Source organism: Streptosporangium sp. NPDC049046, assembly GCF_040649155.1.
Classification (GTDB): domain Bacteria; phylum Actinomycetota; class Actinomycetes; order Streptosporangiales; family Streptosporangiaceae; genus Streptosporangium.
This window is the reverse complement of the sequence record NZ_JBEZEZ010000004.1, coordinates 26,518-50,934: the sequence shown is the minus strand read 5'-3', so window position 1 is coordinate 50,934 and position 24,417 is coordinate 26,518. Positions and strand designations below refer to the sequence as shown.

Annotated in this window: 19 protein-coding genes and 1 pseudogene; 14 read left to right on the top strand and 6 right to left on the bottom strand. The window is 66.1% G+C overall.

Annotated features, from left to right (window positions below):
* Positions 1–10: 10 nt before the first annotated feature.
* Genes AB0B96_RS06720 through AB0B96_RS06700 form a run of 5 tightly spaced genes read left to right on the top strand, consistent with a single transcriptional unit; the run spans position 11 to position 6,005 of the window.
* Positions 11–1,204: a galactosyltransferase-related protein gene (locus AB0B96_RS06720; RefSeq protein WP_362896931.1), complete on the top strand. Its 1,194-nt coding sequence runs from the start codon at positions 11–13 to the stop codon at positions 1,202–1,204.
* Entirely contained in the window at positions 1,201–3,300 is a 2,100-nt protein-coding gene (locus AB0B96_RS06715) for a N,N-dimethylformamidase beta subunit family domain-containing protein (protein ID WP_362896930.1), read from the top strand. Before AB0B96_RS06720 ends, AB0B96_RS06715 begins: the two co-directional genes overlap by 4 nt.
* A gap of 1 nt (position 3,301) precedes the next feature.
* Positions 3,302–4,312, top strand: coding sequence for a zinc-binding dehydrogenase (locus AB0B96_RS06710; RefSeq protein ID WP_362896929.1), 1,011 nt, complete (start codon positions 3,302–3,304; stop codon positions 4,310–4,312).
* The gene (locus AB0B96_RS06705; RefSeq protein WP_362896928.1) at positions 4,294–5,412 is read left to right on the top strand and encodes a Gfo/Idh/MocA family oxidoreductase; all 1,119 of its coding nucleotides are present in this window, start codon (positions 4,294–4,296) and stop codon (positions 5,410–5,412) included. The genes AB0B96_RS06710 and AB0B96_RS06705 overlap by 19 nt, the downstream gene beginning before the upstream one ends.
* Entirely contained in the window at positions 5,409–6,005 is a 597-nt protein-coding gene (locus AB0B96_RS06700) for a DUF1349 domain-containing protein (protein WP_350949250.1), read from the top strand. The genes AB0B96_RS06705 and AB0B96_RS06700 overlap by 4 nt, the downstream gene beginning before the upstream one ends.
* 126 nt (positions 6,006–6,131) lie before the next feature.
* Here AB0B96_RS06700 and AB0B96_RS06695 read toward each other — a convergent pair whose 3' ends face one another.
* The gene (locus AB0B96_RS06695; RefSeq protein ID WP_362896927.1) at positions 6,132–6,392 is read right to left on the bottom strand and encodes a Txe/YoeB family addiction module toxin; all 261 of its coding nucleotides are present in this window, start codon (positions 6,390–6,392) and stop codon (positions 6,132–6,134) included.
* On the bottom strand, positions 6,389–6,655 hold the full coding sequence (locus AB0B96_RS06690; protein ID WP_350949247.1) for a type II toxin-antitoxin system prevent-host-death family antitoxin: 267 nt from the start codon (positions 6,653–6,655) through the stop codon (positions 6,389–6,391). The genes AB0B96_RS06695 and AB0B96_RS06690 overlap by 4 nt, the downstream gene beginning before the upstream one ends.
* Before the next feature lie 89 nt (positions 6,656–6,744).
* Here AB0B96_RS06690 and AB0B96_RS06685 point away from each other — a divergent pair, with 89 nt between their 5' ends.
* The 5 genes and pseudogenes from AB0B96_RS06685 (at position 6,745) to AB0B96_RS06665 (ending at position 12,902) form a co-directional block, all read left to right on the top strand.
* Complete coding sequence (locus tag AB0B96_RS06685) at positions 6,745–8,340, top strand: CocE/NonD family hydrolase (RefSeq protein WP_362896926.1); 1,596 nt, start codon at positions 6,745–6,747, stop codon at positions 8,338–8,340.
* Between the two features lie 492 nt (positions 8,341–8,832).
* The gene (locus tag AB0B96_RS06680) at positions 8,833–10,089 is read left to right on the top strand and encodes a pectate lyase (protein ID WP_362896925.1); all 1,257 of its coding nucleotides are present in this window, start codon (positions 8,833–8,835) and stop codon (positions 10,087–10,089) included.
* A 219-nt stretch (positions 10,090–10,308) separates the two neighbouring features.
* The gene (locus tag AB0B96_RS06675) at positions 10,309–11,892 is read left to right on the top strand and encodes a right-handed parallel beta-helix repeat-containing protein (protein ID WP_362896924.1); all 1,584 of its coding nucleotides are present in this window, start codon (positions 10,309–10,311) and stop codon (positions 11,890–11,892) included.
* 81 nt (positions 11,893–11,973) lie between these two features.
* Positions 11,974–12,222, top strand: a pseudogene (locus AB0B96_RS06670) (aminotransferase class I/II-fold pyridoxal phosphate-dependent enzyme); the annotation flags it as partial.
* Between the two features lie 188 nt (positions 12,223–12,410).
* Positions 12,411–12,902 carry a hypothetical protein gene (locus tag AB0B96_RS06665; RefSeq protein ID WP_362896923.1) on the top strand — a complete coding sequence of 164 codons (492 nt, stop codon included), beginning with the start codon at positions 12,411–12,413 and terminating at the stop codon, positions 12,900–12,902.
* 177 nt (positions 12,903–13,079) lie between these two features.
* On the opposite strand, the gene AB0B96_RS06660 is transcribed toward AB0B96_RS06665, so the two are convergent.
* The gene (locus AB0B96_RS06660; RefSeq protein ID WP_362896922.1) at positions 13,080–13,388 is read right to left on the bottom strand and encodes a MiAMP1 family antimicrobial peptide; all 309 of its coding nucleotides are present in this window, start codon (positions 13,386–13,388) and stop codon (positions 13,080–13,082) included.
* Positions 13,389–13,770: 382 nt separating this feature from the next.
* On the opposite strand from AB0B96_RS06660, the gene AB0B96_RS06655 reads away from it, so the two are divergent.
* On the top strand, positions 13,771–15,324 hold the full coding sequence (locus tag AB0B96_RS06655) for a methionine--tRNA ligase (RefSeq protein ID WP_362896921.1): 1,554 nt from the start codon (positions 13,771–13,773) through the stop codon (positions 15,322–15,324).
* A gap of 167 nt (positions 15,325–15,491) precedes the next feature.
* On the opposite strand, the gene AB0B96_RS06650 is transcribed toward AB0B96_RS06655, so the two are convergent.
* The gene (locus tag AB0B96_RS06650) at positions 15,492–16,067 is read right to left on the bottom strand and encodes a DUF5919 domain-containing protein (protein ID WP_362896920.1); all 576 of its coding nucleotides are present in this window, start codon (positions 16,065–16,067) and stop codon (positions 15,492–15,494) included.
* Between the two features lie 526 nt (positions 16,068–16,593).
* Here AB0B96_RS06650 and AB0B96_RS06645 point away from each other — a divergent pair.
* From AB0B96_RS06645 to AB0B96_RS06635, 3 genes are all read left to right on the top strand, one after another.
* The gene (locus tag AB0B96_RS06645; RefSeq protein WP_362896919.1) at positions 16,594–16,932 is read left to right on the top strand and encodes a hypothetical protein; all 339 of its coding nucleotides are present in this window, start codon (positions 16,594–16,596) and stop codon (positions 16,930–16,932) included.
* A gap of 593 nt (positions 16,933–17,525) precedes the next feature.
* Positions 17,526–17,702 carry a hypothetical protein gene (locus AB0B96_RS06640; RefSeq protein ID WP_362896918.1) on the top strand — a complete coding sequence of 59 codons (177 nt, stop codon included), beginning with the start codon at positions 17,526–17,528 and terminating at the stop codon, positions 17,700–17,702.
* A 24-nt stretch (positions 17,703–17,726) separates the two neighbouring features.
* The gene (locus AB0B96_RS06635; RefSeq protein ID WP_362896917.1) at positions 17,727–18,791 is read left to right on the top strand and encodes an IS110 family transposase; all 1,065 of its coding nucleotides are present in this window, start codon (positions 17,727–17,729) and stop codon (positions 18,789–18,791) included.
* A 602-nt stretch (positions 18,792–19,393) separates the two neighbouring features.
* Here AB0B96_RS06635 and AB0B96_RS06630 read toward each other — a convergent pair.
* Positions 19,394–23,572 carry a tetratricopeptide repeat protein gene (locus AB0B96_RS06630; RefSeq protein ID WP_362896916.1) on the bottom strand — a complete coding sequence of 1,393 codons (4,179 nt, stop codon included), beginning with the start codon at positions 23,570–23,572 and terminating at the stop codon, positions 19,394–19,396.
* Between the two features lie 27 nt (positions 23,573–23,599).
* The gene (locus AB0B96_RS06625; RefSeq protein WP_362896915.1) at positions 23,600–23,920 is read right to left on the bottom strand and encodes a hypothetical protein; all 321 of its coding nucleotides are present in this window, start codon (positions 23,918–23,920) and stop codon (positions 23,600–23,602) included.
* Positions 23,921–24,417 lie beyond the last annotated feature (497 nt).

The following is a 24,417-nucleotide window of genomic DNA, read 5'->3' as shown; positions in this document are numbered from 1 at the left end:
GTCACCCCAAATGCCAGGTTCCTTCCCGGACACACGGACACTCGGGTCCAGGCTGGCCGCCTATGCCTTCCTCGCCAACGACCCGTCGGTTCCCATGGTCGCCGCCGACTGGTGGGAGATCAGCGGCCCGCACTACAAGGCGGTGGCCGCCGCTCTCGCCCACTTCGTGGCCGGAGAGCCCGCGGCGGAGGACCTGCGCCGCTTCGCCGCCTGCCCCGGGGACGGCGAGCTGGAGACCGCGCTGGTGAACGCGCTCCTTCCCCTGCTGGACCGCTCACCCGCCGACCGTGCGCGCCTCGGGGAGCTGGTCGTCGCGGCCGACGCGCGCGTGCTGGTGGACTACCACAACGGCGTGTCGGCCGACCGCTCCGCCGCCGAGGTGTCGGTGGCCGACGCCTCCGCCTGGTCACGGCCGAGAATGCTGGGGACACCGGGGGCATCGGGGGTGCGGACGGTGGTCGTCATCCCCTTCAGGGACCGCGTCGGCGGTGCCCGCACCCGCAACCTGCTGGCCTGCCTGGCCGCCCTGCGCGACCAGGACGGTCACGACGGCCGGGTGAGCGTCACCGTGGTCGAGTCCGACTCGGCGCCCATCTGGCGTGACACCGTCGAACCACTGGTGGACCACTACGTGTTCGCGCGACACGACGGGCACTTCAACAAGTCCTGGGCGGTCAACGTCGGGGTTCGCGACACCCCCGGCGAGCCCGAGCTGATCTGCGTGCTGGACACCGACATCCTGGCCGACCGCCGGTTCCTGAGCCGGAACCTGGACCGCATGGCGAGCGAGCCCGAACTCTCGGCCTTCCTGCCCTACCGTCGCATGTTCTGCCTCGATCCCGAGTCCTCCGCCGCCGCCGTCCGCCGGCGCTGCGAGCACGGCGAGGCCGACGTGCCGCTCGACGCCGTACGCGCGCTGGTGCTGAAGGAACCGCCGGGCGCCTGCCTCTGGGCGAGAAGGACGACCTTCGACGCGATCGGCGGGTTCGACGAGCGATACCAGGGCTGGGGCGGCGAGGACGACGACGTCGTGGCGCGGCTGAGCCTGGCGGGAGGGTTCACCCGGTTCGACGACCCGTTGCTGCACCTGGCCCACCCGCGTCCGGAGATGACCCTGGACGGGGTGCCGTTCAACGCCCACATCGCCCCGCTGAGCTGGAGCGTCGCCGGCGGATACGGCGACCTGCGAGGTCCCAGGGCATGACCGTGGCCGTTCGCGCCTACGCGGCGCGCACCTCGGTGCCGCAGGGCGGAGCGCTGCGCTTTCGTCTCCTGCCCGACGATCCGACGACCGAGGACCCGATGCCCGGCGGTATCGCCGCCGGCGAGACGGCGGCAGGCGGCGGGTACGGCGCGGTCGGCTGCCGTGCCCGGGTTCGTGACGCCGTGACCGGCGAGGTCAGGGCCGAGCTGGACGCCTCCGGGCCCTGGTGGACCCTGCGGGTCCCCGAGAGCTGGCCCAGCTCCCTCTACGCCGTGCGGTTCACCCTCGGCGAGGAGGACGACGGGACCCGGGAGGGCGAGGCCCGGGCCGGCGGGAGCGACGAGAGCGGGGACGACGAGACCTACTTCGTCGTCCGGGCCCGCGAACCGGAACCCGCCGGGGCGGTCCTGGTGTCGGTGCCCTTCCTCACCTGGCAGGCGTACAACAGGGCCGGAGTCCCGGGAGAGGGCCTGTATCCCACGGAGAGCCCGGAGCGAGCCGGCCGGGTCACCTTCGACCGGCCGGGCGGCGGACCCGCGGGCAACTGGGAGGACAACTTCTACCGGTGGCTGAGCCGTAACGGCGTCCGGGCCGACTACTGCTCCAACCTGGACCTGCACGAGGATCCGGACACGCTGCTGCGCGGCCGCCGCCTGCTCCTGATCCCCGGGCACGACGAGTACTGGACCCGGGAGATGCGCGACGCCGCGGAGTCCTTCGTGGCCTCCGGAGGCAACATCGCCTTCTTCGCCGGCAACACGTGCTGGTGGCAGATCCGGCTGGAGGACGAAGGCCGCACCATGGTGTGCCACCGCGACGCCCTGCTCGACCCGATGGCCGCGACCGATCCGAGCCTGGTCACCGTGGAGTGGTCGGGTTCGCCCGTGGGCCGGCCGGAGAACAGCCTGACCGGCGTGAGCTTCCGGCGCGGCGCGGGCTGCTGGGAGGACATGGACGCGATGAAGTCCGAGTCGTACACGGTGCGCTTCGCCGAGCACTGGGTGTTCGAGGGCACGGGACTGCGCGACGGCGACACCTTCGGCAGGGGCGCGGTCGGGTACGAGACCGACGCCGCCGAGTACGTCGAGGTCGACGGCGTCCCGCTGGCGACCGGCGCCGACGGCACTCCCGCCGACTTCGCCATCCTGGCCACCGCCGACCTGCGCCACTGGCGGCACCTGGGCCAGGGCGGCCACGCCACCATGGGCATCATGCGCCGTGGGGCGGGCACCGTCTTCAACGCGGCCACGATCGGCTGGGGCGACGCCCTCGACGACCCGGTGCTCGACCGCGTCACCCGCAACGTGCTCGCCAGGCTCGCCGGTGATCCCGGCTGGTGGGAGCCGATGGGGCACGGGGCCGCCGCGCTCGCGCTCGCCGCCTGCGAGCACCGTCTCTTCGCCGTCCGCACCGACGGTGATCTCTGGGTGAGGCCGTACCGCACCCAGAACCTGAGATGGCGGCGGATCGAGCCCGCGCCCGGTCTGGTGGCCCTGACCGCGCCGAGAGAGGCGACACCGGGCTCACCCGTCCTGTTGTACGGCCTGCACTCCGAAGGGCGCGTCGTCGTCCGCGAGCCGGTGACCGAGCGGGCTCCATGGCAGGACCTGTACGACGCCCCGCCGGAGGCGGTCGGGATCGCCCCCGTCGACCAGACCATGTTCGCCGCCGGTGCCGGAGGCGAACTGTGGCAGCGCCCGCTCGCCGCGGGTCGGTCGCGGCCGTGGACCCGTGCGGGCGACGGGCCGAGGCTCGCCGCGCTCGCCCACGTGGGGGGACGGCTGATCGGGCTGACCCACGACGGGGAACTGCGGGTCAGGACACGGGATGACGAGTGGGCGTTTTTGGGCACTACGCCCGGGCTGGTCACGCTCACCGGCACGACCGGCAGGCTCGTCGGCGCCACGCCGGGCGGCGACCTGTTCTGGCGCGAACTCGTCGGTGGCGCGTTCACGGGACCTCCACCTCCCGTGGCGGGCGATACGGGTCCGGGACGTCCACGGTCCCTGGCGGGCGATGCAGCCCTGGGACGTCCACGGCCCTTGGCGGGCGAAGCGTTCACGGGACATCCGCAAACCGGAAACAACGAGGAGTGACGTGCGCCGGATCGAACTCGTCGGCCGACATCGCATCCGCCTGGACGGCGACGCGCCGGTCCCGCCCATCGGGCCGGGCGACGTGCTCGTCCGGGTGGGAGCCTGCACCGTCTGCAACCGCAGCGACCTGGCCTACTATCACTACTTCGGCCTGCGCGATCACTGCGCGACCGGCTGCTTCGGCCACGAGGTCGCCGGCACCGTCGAGGCCGTGGGGGAGCGGGTGACCCGCGTCGAGCCGGGGCGGCGGGTGTTCGTCCGCACCCCGCTCACCTCGGGTTTCGCCGAGTACGCGGCGGCGAGGGAGGTGAGCGTGGGCGTCCTTCCCGACGACGTGCCCTTCGAGCAGGGGGCGATCCTGCAACTGCTGCCCCTGGCCGTGCACGCGACCCGAGGGGTGCGACTGGGCGATCGGGTGGCCATCGTGGGGCAGGGGCCGGTCGGGCTGATGGCCCTGCGGGTCGCACGGTTGCGCGGCGCGGCCGAGATCGCCGTCGCCGACCTGGACCCCTGGCGTCTGGAGCGCTCGGTGCTCCTCGGCGCGGACCGGACCTCGCTGGTGAAGTCACCGCAGGCCGTACCGGAGGAGCTGGGAGGGGAGTTCGACGTCGCCATCGAGGCGGTCGGCACCCCGCACACCGCCAACGCCTGCGTCGACCTGGTCCGGCAGAACGGTCTCGTCGTCTTCCTCGGCACCCACCACATCGACACCCACGTCACCTTCGACATGGTCAAGTGGGAGAAGAAGGGATTGCGGGTACACAGCTCCGCCGAGCCGACCGACACCGCGAGGGCCGAGGCGATGCGCGTGGCCGAGCGGCTCGCCGCCACGTTCACCAAGGAACTGCGTCTCGACGCGATCCTCAGCGCCGCCTACCCACTGGAACGGCTTCAGGACGCCCTCGACCGCCTCTCCGAGAGTCCCACCCTTCATCCGGCGGGAAGCGCGGCGCCGTTCCAGACCCCGCCCCCGCAAACCCTGAAGATCGCCATATGTCCCGGCCAGGGCTGAGATGGGGGATCGCCGGATACGGCGACATCGTCCGCAGGAAGGCCCTTCCCGCCCTGCTCTCCCTGGGGGAGACCGTCACCTGCGTGTGGGGCAGGGACGCCACGCGGGCCCAGGCGATCTGTGAGGAGTTCGGAACCTCTCCCGGCGGGTCCGGCGCCTTCGGCACGTCCGACTACACCGAACTGCTCGACGTGGCGGAGGTCGTCTACGTCGCCACACCGGTCGCGGCCCATCTGCCGCTCGCGATCGCGGCGGCGCGTGCGGGACTGCCGGTCCTGGTGGAGAAACCGCTCGGCGGGGCGGCGCCCGAGCCGGCCGCGGCCCACGTGGGAATCGACCGCCGACACGGAGCGGCGTCCGAGCCGGCCCCGGCTCGCGCGAGGGACACCCGCCGGCGCGGATCGCCATATGTCCCGGCCTGGACCCACCCGGGGATCGCCCACCACCGTGAGATGGTGTCCGAACTGGCCGGCGCCCACGCGGGCGTCGCCTACTACCGCCGGCTCGCGCCCGCGCTCGGGTGGGTGCGCGAGATCCTGCGCGGGCGTGCCGTACACCGCGCGATCGTGGAGTTCTCCAGCCCTTTCGACCCGGGCCCCGACGATCCCAGGCTCTGGCGCACCGACCCCGCGCTCTCCGGCGGGGGAGTACTCGCCGATGTGGGCAGTCACCGTCTGGACCTGCTCTGCTGGCTGCTGGGAGAGCCGGTCGTGACCGCCGCGTGGACCGGGCGGCCCTTCGACCTGGGCGCCGAGCGCCTCGCCCGGATGGAACTGGCCTGGCCGTCGGGGACCACGGCCGGCCTGGAGGCGGCGTGGAGGCCCGGTGCCCGCCACGACCGGCTGCGCCTGTTCTTCGACGGTGGTCACCTGGAACTCGACCCCCTCGACTCGGGGACCGTGCGCGGGATCGTCGACGGGGTCGCCGTCGACGAGTTCCTTCCCCCGCCGCAGAACCCGCATCTCCCCCTCATGGCCGACTTCGCCCGTAGCGTCAGGAACGGGACCGATCCGGTCTGCACCGTCCGCGACGCCGACACCGTCGACCGTCTCATCGCGACCGTCTACGCGATCGCAACCCCTCTGGAGGAACACCCGTGAGCGAAACCGTCTCCCTGCCCGCCTTCCCCACGCCGCTGCGCTGGCTGAACCGGCCCGAGGACTGGAGCGCGGACGGCGACGCGCTCTCCATCGTCGCGGGGGCGGGCACCGACCTCTTCTCCGACCCCGGAGAGCCGAACCGCTACGCCAACGCCCCCGCCCTCGTCGGCCGCCTGGACGGCGACTTCACCCTCAGTGCGCGGGTCAGGCTCGACCTGCTGTCCACCTACGACGCGGCCGTCCTGCTGCTGTACGCCGACGACGACCGGTGGGCCAAGTTCTGCCTCGAACTCTCCCCGCAGGGCAAGCCCACGATCGTCTCGGTGGTCACCCGCGGAGTGTCCGACGACTGCAACTCCGTGACCATGGACGGCCGGGACATCCGGCTGCGGATCTCCCGCATCGGCTCCGCCTTCGCCTTCCACGTCGCCGACGAGTCCGGTTTCTGGAACCTCATCAGATACTTCGCGCTCGACGGTGACCCGGAGGTCGGTTTCCTCGCGCAGAGCCCCACCGGCGACGGCTGCACCGTACGCTTCGAGGACATCGAGTACTCGCCCAAGCGTCTGGCCGACCTGCGCGGCGGTGAGTGATCCGCCTTTCCCGGATGAGGGTTCAAGGGTTGCCCTGATGTGGGCAACCCTTGAAAAATCGCGCCGACCTGCCCGGATGACGAGCCGTCGGGGCTGAGGCAGGATGCGGGGTTGGCCGGGCGGACACTACTTCTCGTAGTGATATCGACAGGCGGCGATCATGATGGTGTCGTCGTTGACACGGCAGACGAGCCGGTGTTCCGAGGTGATGCGCCGTGACCAGTAGCCGGACCATTCGTACTTCAGCGGCTCTGGTTTGCCGATGCCCTCGTTCTCGTTTCGGGCTATGTCGGCGATCAACTGGTTGATCCTTTTGAGGATGCGTCGATCTTCTCGTTGCCAGTAGCAGTAGTCCTGCCAGGCGAGTTCGTCGAAAAGGATCTTCACGAGGTGGCGTCCTCATCCGCCAGCTCGCGGATGGTGCCGCCTCCGGCCTCCAGCCGGGCGACCGCTTCCGACAGCCTTCTGCGGTTGACGGGAGAGGCCATCAGATAGAGCGTCTCGCGCATCGACTCGTATTCGCGCTGCGACACCATGACGACGCCTTCTCCGCCGGGGCGGGTGATGAGGACTTCTTCCTGGTCGTCGATGACGGCGTCGAGGGTGGCGGCGTAGTTGGCCCGTGATTCGGACATAGTCATCACCTTCATGTCGTCAGTGTACATGATGATGTACATCAAGGGGGATCAGCTCCCCGGTACGATCCCCGAAGCTCGACGGACGTCCCAAGGAACTCGTGATGCCGAAGCTGAACCGCCCTCCGCTCTCCATCGTCGGCGAGCACGACACCCCGATGCCGGTGCGCGACGGTACGATCCTGCGCGGCGACGTCTATCGCCCCGCCTCCGGCGGGCCCTTCCCCGCCCTGCTCGTCCGCACGCCGTACGGCTCGGGCTCGTTCTCGACGGCACCGCAGATCCCCGCGCTGGAGGCCGGCTTCGCGGTGGTGCTCCAGCACTGCCGGGGACGCGGAAGCAGCGACGGGGAGTTCCGGCCGTGGCTGGACGAGGGCGACGACGGCTACGACACCGTCGGGTGGATCACCTCCCAGCCGTGGTCGAACGGCGAGGTCGTGGCCTTCGGGATGTCCTACCTCGCCGGATGCGCGCTCCAGGCCGCCGCGACCCGCCCGCCGGGGCTCAGGGCGGTGGTCGCCTCGATGACCCCGCACGACTTCTACGACGGGCTGAAGTATCAAGGTGGGGCCTTCGCGCTCGGCTCGGCGCTGAACTGGGGGCTGCTGCAGGAGATGCTCGGTCTGACGCATGCGATGGAGGCCGGCCAGGACGTGGGGGCGGGCTTCGGCACGCTCCTGCCCGTACTGGGCGACCAGGCCGCCGCCGCGCGAACGCTGCCGCTGCGCGACGTCCCCGCCGGGCCGTGGTGGAGTGACTGGATCTCGCACCCGACCCGTGACGCCTACTGGGAAGGGCTGGCCGAGACCCTGCGGCACGACCGGATCGAGGTGCCCGTGATGCACGTCGCGGGCTGGTTCGACCTGTTCCTCGCCGGGACCCTGGAGAACCACCGGCGGCTGGGCGGCCCGCTGGTCATCGGCCCCTGGTCGCACGGTTCGGAGGCGACGGGTACCGGCCGCCTGGACTTCGGGCTCTCCGCCTCGGCGCAGGCGGTCATGCTGCCGCAGCGGCAGCTGGACTTCCTCCGCGGCGAGGACGCCGGCCCGCCCGTGAAGATCTTCGTCATGGGCGACAACGTCTGGCGGGACGAGGAGGAGTGGCCGCTGTCTCGCGCGGTCGACACCCGCTACTACCTGCACACCGGCGGCCTGCTGTCCGCCGAGGCCCCCTCGGACACCGCGCCGTCCACCTTCACCTTCGACCCCCGCGATCCGGTGCCCACGACCGGTGGCCCTCTCCTGCTCCCCGACGTGACGAACATCGGCCCTCAGGACCAGCGCGACGTCGAGCTGCGCCCCGACGTGCTCTGTTTCACCACCGAGGCGCTCGCCTCCGATGTCGAGGTGACCGGCCACCTCCGTGTCACCCTGCACGCCGAGACCTCGGCGGTCTCCACCGACTGGACGGCCAAGCTCGTCGACGTCCACCCCGACGGCCGTGCCATGAGCGTGACCGACGGCATCGTCCGGACCTCCGTCGCCTCCGGGGTGCACGAGATCGACCTCGTCGCGACCAGTCAGGTCTTCAAGACCGGCCACCGTATCCGCGTCGAGATCTCCAGCTCCAACTTCCCCCGCTTCGACCGCAACCCCGGCACCGGCCGGACCTCCGCCGACTCCACCGAGGCCGACCTGGTCGTCCAGCACCAGACCGTCTTCCCCGACTCCTCCATCACCCTCCCGATCGTTCCCCGGTAACGGACCCGCACCGATACCTGTCGTACCTGCCGCCATCGGATCCGAGCGGGCCCGGAGGAAACCCGGTCACCGTCGACGCCCGCCGGTGACGATGTCTCCGGACTCCTTCGAGGGCGAGAACCCAAGCGCGGTGAGCGACCCACCCCTCCCGAAATGAAAGTTTCAGGGTCGTCCCGAGGTGGGCGGCCCTCGGAAAATCGCGGTGACCTGCCCCGATGACGAGCCGTCGGGGCCTTTCGCCCATCAGGGCTTCTCATCCTCGTCCACCGTGTGCTTCACTCCAAACGCATGCGGGAAAGCGCTTACCAACAGAAGGCGGGCGACCTTCTCCATGCTGTCCGGCAGGCGTGCCCGCCGGCGAAGGGAGCTTGACGAGGACGGTGACGATCAGGGCGTCCGGGCCGCCACAGGTGTGGCCGTCGAGAAGATCACCCCCTGACGCGCTTCGACCCCGCCAAGCGCTCACACCCCCCGACCGAACTGGAGATGACGATGCGCAAGGACCGAAAACTCGCGGTCATGCTGGCCGCCGCCCTCGTGACGGGCAGCGGGCTGGTGACCGTGCTCTCCACCCCGGCCTCGGCGGCCCCCTCCAACGGCAACTACACGCTCGCCAACGCGGGCAGCGGCCTGTGCGCCGCCGTACCGGGGCAGAGCACCGGCGACGGCGTGCAACTGGCCCAGAACACGTGCACCAACGCCGCCGGACAGGTCTTCACGCTCACCTCCTCGGGCGGCGGATACCAGATCAAGGCGACGCACAGCGGCAAGTGCCTCGGCGTGCGGGACGCCTCCACCAGCGCAGGCAAGGCGGTCCAGCAGGAGTCCTGCACCGGGGCCGCGTCGCAGACCTGGCAGCTCACCGCCTCCGGGTCCAACTACCGGGTGGTCAACGCCAACGGTGGCAAGTGCCTCAACGTCCAGGACAACTCCACCTCCTCCGGCGCCCTGCTGCAGCAGAACTCCTGCGACTCGGTGGCCACCAAACAGTGGACGTTCCGGACCGCCGGCGGCACGCCGCCTCCGAACCCCACCCCGTCTCCCACCCCGACCTCGCCGCCCCCGGGCAACGGTGACGGCAGCGGTTCGTGGCCCTCGGACACCGGCAGCGTGCACCAGACCACCACCCGCAACGCCGGCACGTTCTTCGACGGCGGCATGAAGCGCTACTACGGCATCGGCGACGGAGGGCAGGGCGAGAGCCAGGACCCGATGTTCGTCGTGGCCAACGGCGGCACGATCCAGAACGTCATCCTCGACGCCCCGGCCGGTGACGGCATCCACTGCGAGGGCTCCTGCACCATTCGCAACGTGTGGTGGAACGACGTCGGCGAGGACGCCGCGACGTTCAAGTCCTCCAGTTCCTCGGCCACCTACCTGGTGGACGGCGGCGGCGCCAAGTCCGGCGCCGACAAGGTCTTCCAGCACAACGGCGCCGGCACGCTCACGATCAGGAACTTCCAGGTGCACAGCTCCGGCAAGCTGTACCGGGCCTGCGGCAACTGCTCCAGCTCCTACACGCGCCACGTGGTGATGGACGGCATCACCGCCCGCTCCACGAAGGTTCTGGCCGGGATCAACTCCAACTGGGGCGACACCGCGCGCTTCAGCCGGATCACCGTCTACGGCAACACCACCATCTGCGAGCGCTACAAGGGCGTGCCGAAGGGCAGCGAGCCCAGCAAGATCGGTGAGGGACCCGACGGCACGAACTGCCTGTACTCGGAGTCCAACATCACCCGCCGCTAGAAAACCCCCGGGTAGGCGGGTCCTCACACACCCGCCTACCCGGGCCTTCGAAGACGACGACCGCGACCGCGAGACCACACCGATCGCCCGGCGTGCGACGGTGACGGTTTCTCGCGTCGTGGTCGTCGCCGGATCCCGGCCGGAGCACCGGAAGGATCAACGCGCGGCGGTCTCGTTCCCAACCGTCGGCCGACGTTACAACGATCTTGGAGACCAACGATGCGCCCGACGCCCTTCCTCGCGTGTGCCGGCCTGCTCGCCGGCGTACTTGTCGCGCTGTCCGGGAACGCGGCGCACGCCGCGCCCACCCGCCATGAGGCCGAGACCTCGCCCGCGGCCTGCACCGGCACCATCGACTCCAACTGGACCGGCTACTCAGGAAGCGGTTTCTGCAACGGAGACAACGCCACCGGCGCCTACGCCCAGTTCACCGTGAACGCCTCCGCGGCCGGTGTCGCGACGCTGGGGATCCGCTTCGCCAACGGCACGACCACTGCCAGGCCCGCCGGCCTGATCGTCAACGGATCCACGGTGGCGGCCCCGTCGTTCGAAGGCACCGGCGCCTGGAGTGCCTGGGTCACCAGCACCCTGACCGTGCCGGTCAACGCGGGCGGCAACACCATCCGGCTCACCCCGACCACCTCCGCCGGGCTGCCCAACATCGACTACCTCGACGTCGAGACCGGGGGCGGGCCACAACCGGTCAACGAACTGTACGTGGCGACCAACGGCGACGACGCCAATCCCGGCACGCTCGGCGCGCCGCTGAAGACCATCCAGCGGGCGGTCGACCTGGCCCAGCCCGGCCACACCATCGTCCTGCGCGGTGGAACCTACGCGCCGAACACCAACATCCAGATCCTCAAGGATGGTACGCCGACTCAGCCCATCACGATGCGCAACCACAACGGCGAAAAGGTCATCCTCGACGGCGAGAACATGCCCTACACGCCCGGCGCGGTCGGCTCCTCCATCCCCCGCCCCGAGCGGGGCGCCATCCACATCGAGGGTGACTGGTGGCGCCTGTCCGGACTGGAGATCATCCATGGTCCGTACGGCATCTTCGGCCTGGACACCAACAACAACGTCTTCGACCGTCTGATCACCCGGGACAACTACGAGTCGGGCCTGCACCTTCAGGGCGCCTCCGGTAACAACCAGATCATCAACCTGGACGCCTACGGCAACCGCGACCCGCGCAAGAACGGCGAGAGCGCCGACGGCCTCGCCATCAAGGAAGGCTCGGGCAGCGGCAACGTGGTGCGCGGCGCCCGGCTGTGGAACAACTCCGACGACGGCCTGGACTTCTGGATGTTCCTGTCCCCGGTCACCGTGGAGTCGTCGGTGGCGTGGGGTAACGGGTTCAACCGGTGGAACCTGCCCGACTACACCGGGGACGGCAACGGCTTCAAACTCGGCGGAGGTGCCACGGACCCGCAGGCAGGCCACGTGATCCGCAACTCCTTCGCGTTCGACAACGCGGTCGGAGGCTTCATCGACAACGGCAACCCCGGCCGGCTGACCGCCGACCGCAACACCGCGTGGCGCAACGGCGGCACCGGATTCAACTTCGCCCGTTCCAGCTCCACCCTCACCAAGAACCTGTCGGTGGCGAACGCGACGCAGGTCTCGCTCGGCTCCTCCTCCTCCGGCTCGGGCAACTCCTGGAACCTCGGCGGCACCTGGACCTTCACCAGCACCGACCCGAGCACGATGACCGGACCCCGCGCGGCGGACGGCTCGATCCCGTCCTCGGCCTTCCTGCGCCCCTCCAACGGCGCCGACGTCGGCGCGCGCATCTGACCCTGTCCCACCACCTCGCGGCATGGATTCGCCCCTCGGCCACTCCAGGAAAGACATCGCCGGTACGTCCGGCTCCCGTAGGTGCAGTCTCCCTACGGGGGCCGGAACCGAGCGGGACAGGACCTGCGGGCGATGGCGGACCTGATCACCGACCGCACTTGCATGATCCGCGTCTGCAACCCGAACAACCCCACCGGCGACGTCAACCACGTCGCAGAACTCGAGGTCTTCCTGGACCGTGTTCCGGACGGCGTGCGGATTTGCCGCGATCGTCCCAACGTGGCGGTCCTGCGCACCTTCTTCAAGGTGTACGGGCTGGCGGGGCTCCGGGGCCTCCTCCGCGCGAAATCCAGCTGAGCCCCGTACTCCACACTGGTAGGGGCAAAACGTCGGTGGACGCGGTCTATGTGCATGGAGAAGCGATGCGGCCAGCAGTGGGTGACCCGCTGAGGATATGTCCGGCCTGTGACTGCTGGGAATACGGTGGCGCCCCGGACTGCGCACGTTGCGCCGCACTCGTGGACGACATCGTCGAGGAAGGCTGGCAGGAGTTCCTGCGCACGGAAATCGGCCCCATCTCTCCCGCCGAGGCGATGGCCGTCGGAGAAATGGTCGTCGATGAGCCGGACCGGCACGACTGGCGGGTGGTCGATGCCGCGCTCGACAAAATGGTGTGCCCGAAGTGTCATGGGGTTCTGAGCCGCGGGCCGGTCGGCTGCGACCCCTGTGACCTCGCCCATGGTTTCCGTTACGCGGCGATCGAGACCGACCGGCCGGGGGTGCCCCGGTTGAACGAGCATGCGGTCCGCGTGAACGTCTCGGTCCTGCGCCGCCCCCACGCCGTCTCCGGTCCCGAACTGCTGGCCCGTCGCCTGTTCCTGCCGATGCTGCTCGTGGGCGTCCTGCCGACGACGCACGAAGCCCAGAACTTCAGCGCGCGGGTCAAGCAAGGCGCCGGTTACCGGGAGATGATGCCGGAGGTGCTCGCCATCATGGAATCGGCGAGGTAACCGGTAGCCGCGGCGGGATCGTTGGACGGGGAGAAATGGACCTACCCTGCAGCGGGCCGTGGCCGCTTCCCGGCTGAATGAGGCGGTCTGAGGAGGCGGGCGGCGGAGACGCGGGGAGACGCGGGCGTGTGGCCGGAAGGCGGATGGGCTCCGGCTTCCGGCCGCGCCTTCCGAAGGTCAGCACACGATGAAGATGCTCTTCCAGCCGACGGGCGTCCTCTGCTCCGCGTTGCGGTTGGGCGCCAGCTCGAAGTGCGTCACTCCCTGGGTGTCGGGCTGGTTGTACATCCGGCCGCTCTGGCCGTCGCCGTACCACTTGTAGGACCCGTGGAAGGGGATGTTGGACGGGCCGCACCGGTCGATGACCACCGACCGGCCGGTGAAGCCAGGCCCTTCGTAGGCCACGTACTGCGAGGCGTAGGCGGCACTGCTCATGACCGCGACCAGGGCGGCGGAGATGACGGGGACGAGGGCGATTCGCTTCACGACGATCCTCTCGACGATCTCGATTCTCTACAACGAGTAACGAGAATATCACTCAAAGTGAAGGTGATGGTCGGTGCATGGTCCGGATCACCTGCCGGAGGTATCGCCGAGGCCATGAGGTGGGCCGCGCGGCGTGTCGCGATTCCCGGCGGCTCGTCGCGGGGGCACCCGATCCCTCCTCGCGCTGAGGCCGTTCGCCGTAAAACCGGCGGCTCGTGCCGGGGGGCGGTGTTAACCTGACCGCATGAACACGTCCGGACGCCAGGTGATGATGCCCCGCTCACGGGGCCGCTGACGCCGCACGGACGTTCGTTTCCGAGGCCCTGTCACGGGGCCTCGGCGCGTTTCACCGGCCGGAGCCCCCGTTCTTTCGGAGGTTCCGATGACCACAGCGCACACCTACGTCACCACCACCATTCCCTACGTCAACGCCCGCCCCCACCTGGGGTTCGCGCTGGAGCTCGTGCAGGCCGACGTGCTCGCCCGGTTCCGCAGGGCACAGGGCGAGCAGGTGCGGTTCCAGACCGGCACCGACGACAACTCGTTGAAGAACGTGCTGGCCGCCGAGGCGGCCGGTGTTCCCGTCCAGGAGTTCGTCGACCGTAACGCCGAGGCGTTCGTCGCGCTGCGCGAGCCGCTGGCACTCGCGGTCGACGACGTCATCCGCACCAGCCGCGACCCCCGCCACCGGAGGGGCGTGGAGAGGCTCTGGCGGGCCTGTGCCGATGCCGGTGACCTCTACCGCAAGCACTACGAGGGTCTTTACTGCGTCGGCTGCGAGCAGTTCTACACCCCCGCCGAGCTCACCGGCGGACGATGCCCGGAACACGGTGTCGAGCCCCAGCGGGTGGCCGAGGAGAACTGGTTCTTCCGCCTCTCGCGCTACGCGGACCGGCTCCACGACCTCGTCGCCGGCGGACGCCTGAGGATCGAGCCCGCGGAGCGTCGCAACGAGGTCCTCGGCTTCATCGCCGGAGGCCTGGAGGACCTCTCGGTCTCCCGGTCGACCACCCGTGCCCGGGGGTGGGGAATCCCGGTTCCCGGGGACCCCGGCCAGGTCGTCTACGTGTGGTGGGACGCGCTCGGCAACTACATCACGGCCCTGGACTACGGCACCGGCGGGGAGGACTACGGCCGCTGGTGGGTCGGCGCCGACCGTCGGATCCACCTGGTCGGCAAGGGAGTGTTGCGCTTCCACGCCGTCTACTGGCCGGCGGTGCTGCTGTCGGCCGGGCAGCCACCGCCCACGGACGTGGTGGTACACGATTACCTCACCGTCGGCGGCCGCAAGATCAGCAAATCCGGTGGGGGCACGGCCGATCCGATCGCCCTGGCCGGGGAGTACGGCACCGACGCCGTCCGCTGGTGGCTGTTGCGCGAGGTGCCGCGTGTCGGGGACGCCGACTTCACGGTCGACCGGCTCGTGGCCCGCGCCAACGACGAGCTCGCCAACGGGCTGGGCAACCTCGTCAACCGGGTCGTCGCCATGGTCCACCGCTACCGCGACGGGCACGTTCCCCTCGTCGGGACCGGGATAGGCGGTGGGATCGGCGCGCCGGGAGGAGAGGCCCTGGAGGCGGTCTGCCGCCAGGCGCCCGGTCTTGTCCGCTCGGCCCTGGACGACTTCGCGTTCCGCCGGGCCACCGCGCCGGTCTGGGCCATCGTCGACGAGGCCAACCGCTACGTCGACCTCACCCGGCCCTGGGAACTGGCCCGGGCAGAACGCGACGGCGACCCCGGCGCCGCGGCCCGGCTCGACGCCGTCCTCGCCGCGCTCGTCCGGGCGTGCGAGACGTTGGCCGATCAGCTGGCGCCGTTCCTGCCGGGTACGGCCGCCCGGATCACCGCGCAGTGCACGGCCGGGGAGAGTGGTCTTCCCGAGCCGCGCCCGCTTTTCCGGCGGCTCACCGCCCCGGAGCCGGAACCCCTGCCCTGACGCGCACCGCGCACGAGGGCCGGGTTCCGTGCCCCGGCGCGCGGTGTAAGGGGGCCGTGCCCCGATCCGCGCCGGGTGCGACGTGGGCGGGGCCGTGTCCCGGCCCTCACCGCGACGCAGCGGCCATCGGAAACGCTCCCGTCCCGGGGGCGTTGTCACCCGGTTGGTCACCCAGAACTGGCGCTCTCCGCAGGCTTGCGTGGCTCCTCTGCCCAGACGTCCCTCCCGTTGCTCCACAACTCGGAGGCGTGATAGCCGAACCGGTCGAACAGGCCGTCGTCCTGGTAGCGGCGCAGGTGCATCATGGGCGAGTCGTGACCGACGAGTTTGGCCAGGTGCGGGGTCACGAGCATCTCCGAATCGAAGCGGAAGACGCTCATCGCGATGTGCTCGTCTCCGAACCTCGCCTCGATGCCGGGCACGTCCCGAACCTGCTCGATCTCCGAGAGGGTGATCCGGATGCGGGTGGAGACCGTCAACGGAACGCTCTCCACCTCCTCCCGGCGGCGGGTGACCTCGCTGTCCGGATCACCGATCAGGAACCGGATCTTGCACCCTTGCTCGGCTTTGCGCTTGAGGACCTTGGCGAGGTTGGGGTGTTCCAGCCACAGGAAGTAGTTGGTGTATCCGGCGAAGACGATCTCGTTGCGGGCCGAGGTGATCAGGTTGCGCCAGATCGACTTGGGGCACGCCGACCGATAGGGGTAAACGGTCAGAACCTCTCGATCCGGGCCGGTTTTCACGGTGTTACGGATAGCCTCTGGCCACAACACGGACGTATCAACTCCTAATGCCTCGGCGGCGGCCAACTGGTGCCGGAGGTGCGGGACTCGTGCCTCATCCTGTAACCAGCGTTCCACCGTTTTAACGTCCACCTCGCAGCGGTCTGCCAGATTCTGGTTGCTCAGCTTCGCATCGAGCATGGCGCGGTGTAAGGGGACGTTGGCCACGGTGCACTTCGGGAAGTGAGGACGTCCAGGACGTTTTCGACTCTAACTTTGAAACGTCCTGGACGTCTCTGGAACGCGGTGGGTTCGTCACGCAAATGGAACGACGCTTACTCCATGTCAACACCCGTGATTCTGGAAGACCTCCAGGCAGCATTTCCCGGATGTGTATTTGGCGTAGTTCTGCGGGTCGTTTGTGGGCAACCCCGAATGGCCGACACCTCACCGACGAAGAGATAAATCGTGGCCTTTACCGGACAATCGACGCCGACGACGTCACTGAACTCGCCCAGCAGCTCCGCGACCAGGAAGAGCTGGAGCCGTGAGCGCCATTGCCGGCAAAGGGCCGGCTCAACGATGCCCGGCGGCCCTGGCTGCTGAGCGCCTGCGGATCGGCCTTGAACACTGCGGTGTCTCGGCCGATGTCCACGAGGGCCACGGCGTCGCCCTGGTCTCCGTCTGGGCCGATCTCCTTGTCTGGACGGACGGGCGCGCCTACCGCTGGTGGACGGGGAAAACCTCGGCGAAAACGGGCCGCCGCCTGTACCGGGTCTACGGCGTGGACAACCCCATCACCGTCGCCCACTACGTCGCCCAGCGGTACGAAGAGCTCCTCAAAGCGGCCTACCAGTGCGGAGGCGTCGCGGAGCGCACGTCGTGACTCTGCTCGATGAGTGCCTGAGCCCACATGTGGCAATGCCGCAGCGAGACCATATCCGGCTGGACTGGCAGCAGCCCTACCCAGCACTTGAGCGGGCGCGCTCGGTGGCCTGGACCTGTTGGTGCCGTGCCACGGTCTACGAACTGTACGAAGGCGCCGGTCGGGCGTTCGTCCGGCGAACCATCCAACTCGACAGCGGCCACCAGGTCCAAGAGACCTTTTCCTGGCCAATCAATGAGGCTCGGGCGATCTGGACGGCGTTGCTGTCCGGAAGAGCCCGGTGAGACGGGCGTGGCGGCGCGGGATCTGGAGGGACCCGTGTCGCCACGCCTCAGCAAACAGAAATACGACCTTCCGCTTTTCAGTCTTTGATGTGGCTGCGCACGCCCTGCGGGCATGAAAATCGGGGGTGGTTGCCCGCCGACGTCGAGTCCGCCTGGTGCCTGGTCGAGGCCGGTTTTCAGTCTGACGCCGGGAGCCGCCCAAGGGGCCCTGAACTGTCGCTTCGAGCACGAGAGCCCGGCTCTTGATCCTTCCCCTACCGGCTCCCCGGGCAACCACCTTGCCCACGACGGAGGAGACGAGGGACACCTGTGCAGGAAAGTGATGAGCCGCTGGAACTGGTGGAGCGAGTCGCGGCGATCGACATCGGCAAGAGCGGCCTGGTCGTGTGCGTGCGCGTACCCCATGACGACAAACCCGCACGACGCCGCCAGGAGGTACGCGAGTACACCACGCTGACCGCCTCCCTGCTCGCCCTGGCCGACTGACTGCGCTGCCAAACCGTCACCCTGGTGGCGATGGAGGCCACCTCCGACTACTGGAAGCCGGTCTACTACCTGCTGGAAGCCGAGGGATTCACCTGCTGGCTGCTGAACGCCAAACACGTCAAGAACGTCCCCGGCCGCCCGAAAACCGACAAGTTGGACGCAGTCTGGCTGGCCAAGGTCGTCGAACGAGGCATGTGCCGGCCCAGCCTGGTGCACCCCAAACCGATCCGCCAGCTACGCGACCTGACCCGTTACCGGCGCAGCCTGGTGCGTGAACGCACCCGCGAGAAGCAGCGCGTGGAAAAGCTGCTGGAAGACGCCCAGATCAAGCTGTCCAGCGTGATCAGTGACATCTTCGGCGTCTCCGGCCGCGAGATGCTGGCCGCACTGATCGGCGGACAACGCGATCCCAAGGTGTTGGCCGCGATGGCGCGCGGTCCGATGCGCTCGAAGATTCCCCTGCTGCAAGAAGCGCTCACCGGTCACTTCACCGATGAGCACGGCTTCTTATGCCAGATGATGACCGATCGAGTCGATGACCTCACCGCTCGAATCGAGGCCATCTCCCGCCGGATCGAGGACAAGATCGCCCCGTATGCCGCCGCGGTGGCTCAACTCGACGAGATCATCGGTGTCGGCACCATCGCCGCCCAAGAACTCATCGCCGAGATCGGCATCGACATGAGCCGCTTCCCCACCGCCGGCCACCTGGCCTCCTGGGCCAAGTTCGCGCCCATCGACAACGCCTCCGCCGGCAAGAAGAAAGGCGGCTCCACCGGCAAGGGCAATCCCTGGCTCGGCGCCACCCTCGGCGAGATCGTCGCGGTCACCTCCCGCTCCAGCACCTTCCTCGGCGAGCGCTACCGGCGACTGTCCAGACGCCGCGGACGAAAACGCGCCATCGTCGCCGTCGGCAATTCCGTCCTCACCATCGTCTGGCATCTGCTGTCCGACCCTGAGGCCCGCTATCGCCACCTGGGCCCCGACTTCTACCAATCCCGTATCGCCACCAGACGCCGCGAACACGACCTCGTCCGCCAGCTCGAACACCTCACCGGCAAAACCGTCACCCTGCAACCAACCGCCTGACCCCAACCCGCCTCCACAAAACCCTGACCCGACATCACCGGCCAGGGCTCGCTGCCGCCTGCCCACTAACGCACCGATTTTCGAGCCAGGCGGAACAATCACGCTGGTGGGGTAGCTGAGACCGTGGTCAGAGGGTGGTGGACGGTAGCCGAAGTGAGTCCGTGTGCGGGGACGTTGCTGTCAGCGCCGCTGTCACCTCAACCATGGTCATCGATGGCAAGTCCCAACAAAGGAGGGTCTTGGCGTCGATCGCCCCAGCAGCCAACGGCGGCTACCGAAGTCAGCGATCGTCGCAGCCCCCCCGTAGGACTCGACAAAAACACCTGCATGAGGAGCGCGGTTCTACGCCTCCTGAAACCTCACCCCCACCTGCTCATTTACGATCGAGATCTACATCATCCTGATGATTGTCCTGCGGGTGCATCGCAATATCGAAGCATCTGTTGGCAAGGGGCGATCATGATCCGCCCACGGGCACCTGCGCTTCCTGTTCAGGACCTGGTAGGCGCCACCCTCATCTTCTGGCCTCCCCTGCCATCCAGGTTCGCTGTGGCGGAGTTTCATAGCAATATGGTATGCCGATGGGAGATCTAGTCTGACGCCTACACAGACGAGCCACAGCAACGTTTGAACTTTCTTCCCGTAGAAGGCGTGCAAATACATGGGCGGCCCTTGGGGGGATGGTGGACGACAAGAGGAGCTATGCCGAAGACAAGACGACCACGCATCGCTGCGTCAATAATATGATCAGTACTCTCCCAACTCATGCCTTGGAGGTTGTGGCCAACCATCACGCCAAGAATGCCTTCATATGTCCGCTCATACCATGCTGGAAGAAAGCTAAGCGGGGCATTTGAGAGAACCTTCAAGTCGCGGGCAGAAACGTCTACTCGGCCGTTGTGTAACACAGCAAGGATCTCTGGATTCTGAACGGCGGCTACTAGTTCCGCTTGGATCTGCTTCGAGTGAGAGTCCAAACTCATGCGCGTAAATCCACGCTCAACCAGTCCATCTAGAAACGTATCAGAGGAACCGTCGCCATCCGCACTACGAGCTAGGTAGGGGATATCGATAATGAGGCTGGGAATCAGCGTGTCACCCAACGACATTAGGGCGCATTCAATCTCCATGTTTACTATGCCAGCCTGAGGGATCTCATCAATAGTCACGATCTCCGATGGGCCGCATCTAGAGTGGCTCAGTTTAAGCCATAGCAGCGAATCCTCTCCCCGATGCAAGAGCCGAATTAGATTCGCCTCCCCTCCCAAGGCGAGCGGCTGTCTGCAAACTATGCAGTTCTGACGCGAGACACTCATATGCTGAAGAGCGCCTTCAATATCAACTGGAGGTAGACTTTCTCGCACATCGCTAGAGATGTTTATTCGACGCCCAGGAAGCTGGTGCTCACTACCGAGGAACTGATAGGCCTCAGTGGGTGCAATGAGATCACGCCTCAGGAACGCGCCGGCTGGGGAGTGACCATTCTGGCAGAGGAGCTCATTGACCTTTTGAGGAAGCTGTTTACCCGACAGGCGGTCACGCTGCACCTCAACGCCCAGAATCCGGAGGAGGGTCTTCCGCTCTGCATCAACGTCGTTAAGCTCCGCATAAATGTGCTGAGCGTTCTCTAGCAACTGCCGAGCCCTGTCTAGCTTCTGTCGTCCAACGTAAACCTGAGCCTGGTCAGTTCGTAGTACAGCAATCAGGTGCTTGTCGCCTAGCGAGGTAGCAATTCTTTCTGACTCGGCAAAGCGCTTCAGCGCTTCAGCTGAGCGTCCACTCTTAGCATGCTCGACCCCAATGCAACGGAGAATTGTTGCTTGCAATGATCGATCTTGGAGCCGACCTGCAAGCTTAAGTGCATTCTTATATCCCTCAAAGGCGTCCTCCGCTTGGCTAGAATTCGCTAGGCAGGTAGAAAGATTTACGGTGTGTGAGACAAGTAGACGCAGGTCGAGCGTATCGCTAGCGAGCTGAATACACTCACGATATATACCGGCAGCTCGAGCGAATTCGCCTTGACGAGCTAACACGTTAGCGAGCACACCTAATGACTCTGCAATGCCAGGGTTAAGCCCTATAGTCTTTGACCGTTCCAAGGCATCCTCTGCTTCTGCAATTGCCTCATCGAACATTCCACGGCTTGAAAGTATCGTCGCGAGCTGCCTCTTTACTGCAACAATGGAGATCGATGTAGAACCAGCCCCAAGTTCCGACTCTGCCAGGCGAAGTTCTCGGAGTGCATCCTTTTGTCGCCCCAAGCGGAAATATGCATAGCTGAGCGACACGCGCGTTTCCGCGGTATTCGGATTTGCTCTCATGTTCCGAACAAGCGTTAGAACCCGCTCTAGCGTCTGGGCTGCTCTTTCCCATTCCCCTTGATGTGTCCAATATTTAGAGAACTGCTGTAACGCTTGTGTAACTAGGAATGAGTTCTCGGAATCTTCAGCCACACGCAGAGCTCTTGTGAGAGCCTCTTTGGCAGATTCAAGCTCGCCCACGTTCAGCCAAAGTGTCCCGAGGTTTGCTAGTGACACAACGATGGCCTGAGAATCGAATAAGGTTTCTGCGAGATCAAGGCTCTTTTGATAATATTCGGCTGCTTCCGCTGGTCGACCTGTAGCGTGGAAGAGTCCGCCAATGTGACTAAAAGAGGTCTGCTGACCAGCTACCTCTTCCAGTTTTTCGTAGAGTTCAAGTGCCCGCTGGTACTCGCATAGCGCACTTCCGGTGTCGCTCAGCGCTTCGGCAATTCGTCCTTTGAGCAGGTGGGCCCCGGCCTCACCTGATGGATCAGTGGCAGCTATGTGATCACGGAGAGCCATGTCTATGAATGCGTGCGCCTCATGTGGCCTTTCCAGTTCGAGGCAAACCAGCCCGAGGTTAGCGAGAATAGCAGCGCGAAATGCCAGGTTCGTGGCGTCTTTGACGATCGCAAGGGCGTGCTGTAGAAGCTGCTCTGCTCTTTCGGGCCGACCAGTCCTTAGCATACAGTCCGCTAGACCCGAGAGCGCGCTTGCTATACCTTCCCTATTTCCAGTCTGGCGAAGAGACTTGAGGATCAGCTTGTATAGTTTTGCGGCCTCGTCAGGCTGAGACTCCGCCTGGAGCTGTGCCACATGATGGAGGGCCTCGATCGCTAGGTTTGTGTAGCCGGATTCGCGCGACAGCTCGAAGGAATCGTGGATGGCTGACTGGCCCGCAGAAACTTCACCCAGCCTCACACGCGCGTGACCAATACTAAGCAGAGCACGTGCTTGCCACCAGCTGTTCAAAGTTTCTGCTGCAGCTGCCAATACGAGCTCGTTCATGCGAAGAAGCGCTCTCCAGCGACTGCGCGCGCGAAGTATGGGATCGGCAGAAAATGCTAGCTCTGCAGCAAGATTCCATTCACAGATATCTACAGCCTGCTGAGCAACTTCTAGGCAGTTCGCGAGATCCTCATTTGTGATGATCTCCATAATTTCGACGGCTATAGGTGACCCGTCCTGCTCATTGCTTTTCTGGGGGTTTATTTGCCCTGCGAGCTCCATTGCGAGCGCCACGTAGGCTTGGCAGACAGCGATAGTTACTTTATGTTGCGCCTCTGTTGCCTCGTCTTCAAGAAATAGCGCTGATGCATAGCTCAGCACTAAGTCGTGTATGCGGAACCGTTCGACACCTACATGTTCGACCAAGCCTTGCTCGACGAGCTCATCGAGCAACTCCTCTGCATCAAGATCGGTGAAAGTTGCCGTCGCAGAGATAAGGGCATCAGTCGCTGCAACTGCAATGCTCGCACTGATATTACCTGTCGGATGCGAGCCTAGCGCGCGGAACGCACATGCCGAATCGACCGCTAGATCTGTGTAGCTCATCTCGAAAGCAGCCCTAATCGAGAGCTCGCCCACCCGCAGGCCCTTCAAACGCTGCTTTTTATCGGTGAGGGCACAAATCATTTTCGCGACTGTCAGGTTCGGTCGTGCAAGAAGCTTAGCCGATATCAAGTGAAGCGCGAGAGGTAGCCTTCCGCAAAGCTCCGCTAAACGGTCCATTTGATCTGGAGGCAGGACTCGAGATTCACCGACCCTTGCCGAAAGATATGCTGTTGCAGCTGATTGACTGAGTGTCCCAATGTGCTGATGGTGCACGCCAGGTGTTCGCAATCCACTCAGCCCCGACCGGCTTGTGCACACTAAGAGAGATCCGTCTGGAATGGGGAGCATTCCTCGCAGTTGCGCTTCTCTTGTGACATTATCCACCAATATGAGTATTTGGCGTTTAGATAAAATAGAACGCACAAGCCCGATTCTGCCGGTGACCGACTTGGGAATCTGTGATCCCCGCTGGCCTAGCGACAGAAGAATTAACTCAAGTAGGTCCTCGGATTCTCCGCTCCTCTCGGTATTTTCGAGTTGAAGATAGATCTGACCGTCTGGATACTTTTTGGCGATTGAGTGAGTGAACGTTAGAGCTAGCGTAGTTTTTCCCACCCCAGGAGAGCCGACTATGGCTACGGTGGTAACCATGCCTGTCGGTGGGGATAATGAGGCGATCCCGGCTGTGAGTTCTTCTAACTCATTTTCGCGGCCTATGCAGAGTGCCGGCCTCTTGGGCAGTGGAGGCGCTGAAAAAGGTGGCTCGTTTTCAGATAGATGTACGTTAACACTCTGAGCGTGACCTATAGATACGGCATTATCTATGTGAGCATGGGCGCCCACTACTATCCCGGCACCCATTGATGACCACATAGCGAAGACCGGCTCTTCACCGTCCGATGATGCAGGGCCGCGCGATTCCATCCTCGAAACCATCCACATTACTCAGGTTTAGAAATTGACATCCTGTTCAACATTTTCGATGTGGACGGCCTTTTCCACAGTGGAATTGGGTCCAATTACTATGCCAACTGATTGTGCTACGCCAACAGCTTGTGTGCCGATCTCTACGCGCACGCCCGATGCGCGATCAGCTTCCTCCAGCATCCTTCGGATGTCGGCCGCGAGGCTTGAGTCAGCGGCCAGCGCCTTGCGAATATGGATGCGGAGCGTCGATTGTAGATCCGAATCACTCGGGTCGTCTGCGAGCTCGACCACCGCCGTGGGCGCATCCTCACCCTCCGGAGTGACACCGAAGATTCGTTGCAACATCCTTCGGCCCCATGTGACCGTGACATCTGCGGCTTCGTCCTGCGCCCTGGCCAAGACGGCCCCACCGTAGGCAGCCACTGCGGCGCCCATGTAGGGCCATGCCTGGCCGACCAACGCGGGAAGGTCCCCATTCATTGCCAACCCCTCACCGAAAGCGTCCTCGAACTGCGCGCCTCGCGCGTCGACTGTAATTGGGAACTAGGTTGTATGTCCGTGGATGCCAAAAGAAGGAGGTGCGCCCTGCTCTGGCAGTCGTCCACAGCAGTGATCAGGTACCAGGCAAGCCACTCCACAAGCTGAGTCCCCAGTGGGGTGGTCGCCTCGCGGCCATAGAGCCCATCGGCAGCGTATTCGGAGAATCACCGGCTACGATCTTTGCGTCGGTTTGTTCCCTATGGTCGAGATGCGTATTAACCGATTGGCGCGGTTCATTGTGGCTGTCGGGCGCGTGGGCGGTGCTGGCCGCGACCGGCCGAAGAGCCGTAGCGCGGCCAGCG